The organism is Mesorhizobium sp. FG116, assembly GCF_057809835.1.
Window position 1 is genome coordinate 1 of sequence record NZ_JBMDKS010000094.1, and the last position, 2,531, is coordinate 2,531.

Sequence of the window (2,531 nt, forward strand, 5' to 3'; positions counted from 1 at the left end):
TCGGCACGCCTTTGATCAGCGGATTGTCCGAGATCACGGTGATAAATGCGTTGAATGCCTCGGATCTGGCGGCGATCCCGTCCAGCCAAAGCAGAATTGCCTCATCCATGCTGCTCATTCCCTCTGCCGTTGCGCTTATGTCTCTCCTTTGTGGCCTTGCGACCGCTGTCCCGCGCCTATTGCGCGCCCAAGCTGCACAATATGCAAAGATTTTGTGGCAATTTGGCGGCGATTTCCACCGCCCCGATCTCGCAGGCCCTCGCAGAGCCTCCATCACAGCCGTTCTTCGCCATCCACGGCATTAGGTTTTGACAAAAAGGTGCCGGTTGCTTAGGCTCGACATGTAACACTTGGCGATGCGCGCGGCATCCGCGCACAGCACCGGGTCAGTTCACGGGCACTATAGGAGGATTTAGATGACCGATATGAATAAGAAACAGGGTGGAACGGGCTCGACCACGGGCACCGGCGCACCGGCGGTAAGCGACCGCAACTCTCTGACCGTGGGCCCCGATGGCCCGATCCTGCTGCATGACGTGCATTTCCTCGAGCAAATGGCCCATTTCAACCGCGAGAAAGTGCCCGAGCGCCAGCCCCACGCCAAAGGTTCGGGCGCGTTCGGCACTTTCGAGACCACCCATGACGTCTCGGCCTATACCAAGGCGGCGCTGTTCCAAAAGGGCGCAACCACCGAGATGCTGGCGCGCTTCTCCACCGTTGCCGGCGAGATGGGCAGCCCCGACACATGGCGCGATGTGCGCGGCTTCTCGCTGAAATTCTACACCGATGAGGGCAATTACGATCTCGTCGGCAATAACACCCCGATTTTCTTTGTCCGTGACCCGATGAAATTCCCGCATTTCATCCGCAGCCAGAAACGCCTGCCGGACTCGGGTCTGCGCGACAATCATATGCAGTGGGATTTCTGGACCAATAACCCCGAATCCGCGCATCAGGTGACCTATGTGATGGGCGTGCGCGGGCTGCCCCGCACCTGGCGTCATATGAACGGCTACGGCTCGCACACCTATATGTGGGTGAACGAGGCGGGGGAGCGGTTCTGGGTGAAATACCATTTCCACACCCATCAGGGGATGGAGTTCTTCACCAATGAAGAGGCCGGCGCGATGGCCGGTGCCGATGCAGATTTCCACCGCCGCGACCTGTTTGACGCGATTGCCCGTGGCGAGCATCCGGCCTGGACGATGTCGGTGCAGGTGATGCCCTATGAAGAGGGAAAAACCTATCATATCAACCCCTTTGACCTGACCAAAACCTGGCCGCATGCGGATTACCCGCTGATCGAAGTCGGCAAGATGACCCTGAACCGCAACCCCGAGAACTTCTTTGCCCAGATCGAGCAGGCGGCCTTCTCGCCGGGGAATACAGTGCCGGGGATTGGCCTCTCGCCGGATAAAATGCTGCTTGGCCGCGCCTTTGCCTATAATGATGCGCAGCGCAACCGGATCGGCACCAACTTCCACCAGCTGCCGGTGAACCAGCCCAAGGTTCCGGTGAACACCTATATGTTCGACGGGCAGATGGCCTATCACCACAGCGGCAGCGCACCGGTGCATGCGACCAATAGCGGCGGCCGCAGCTGGTCCGACGAGACCGGCGCGGTGCATGACGGCTGGGAGGCGGACGGCGATTTCGTGCGCAGCGCCTATACGTTGCGGCCGGGTGATGACGACTTCTCGCAGCCGGGCAAACTGGTGCGCGAGGTGTTCAATGATGACGAGCGCCGCCAGTTGGTCGAGACGGTCAGCGGCGCGCTGCTCGGCGGGGTGCGCTCTCCGGTGCTCGAGCGGGCGTTCGACTATTGGAAGAGCGTCGACGCGGAGGTCGGCCAGCGCATCGAAGACGCGGTGCGCGCGGGGCAGGCGGGCTAAGCCCAGCGTTCCGGGATGAACACAGACGCCGGCCCTCACAAGGGGCCGGCGTTTTTATCTCTGCGTCGCCCGTGGCCCCCACGGGCCGCGCCCGACCCTCCCCCAAGGAGGGGGCGCCTCGGCGCTGTCTTTCACCGCACACCCGACATCAGTGCTTTTGAGCGCAGAGCTTCGTGGCAAGGACTGGCGCCCACCCAAGATCGGGCGCGTCCCTTATCGCTTCACTTTGAGTGGAGGTGTGAGGATACCGTTGGCAGATGCCCCTGAAAATCTCAGCGAAGCATGTCCCAACTGCAGGGCCCGGCGGCACCGCCGGGCCGCGCCCGACCCTCCCCATGGGAGGGCGCATCGGTGATGTCTTTCACCGCACACCTGACATCAGTGCTTTTGAGCGCCCGCGTTGTGGAGCGGGTGCGCGCGCCCACCCAGGGTCGGGCGCGGCCCTTCGTGCTTTGCTCACAGCGATGCGGAAGCGGTGCGGGGGCGAAGCACCGTGAGAACTCTCAGCGCTATGAGCCCCGACATCAGGGGAATCGCATATGGCCGTGACGCACTGAACGGGATGGCTTGTGGCTGGGCTCATGATGGATTCTGAAGGTGGACTCGTCCTCCTGGAGCCCATCACCGTCATGCATCTGT

The 2,531-nt window shown here is 62.0% G+C and carries 1 protein-coding gene; it reads left to right on the forward strand.

Features of this window, described 5'->3' with window-relative positions; translation table 11 throughout:
- The first annotated feature begins 416 nt into the window (after positions 1-416).
- Positions 417-1,892, forward strand: a complete 1,476-nt coding sequence (locus ACODTY_RS23760; protein WP_309589528.1) for a catalase — start codon at positions 417-419, stop codon at positions 1,890-1,892.
- Positions 1,893-2,531: the final 639 nt, after the last annotated feature.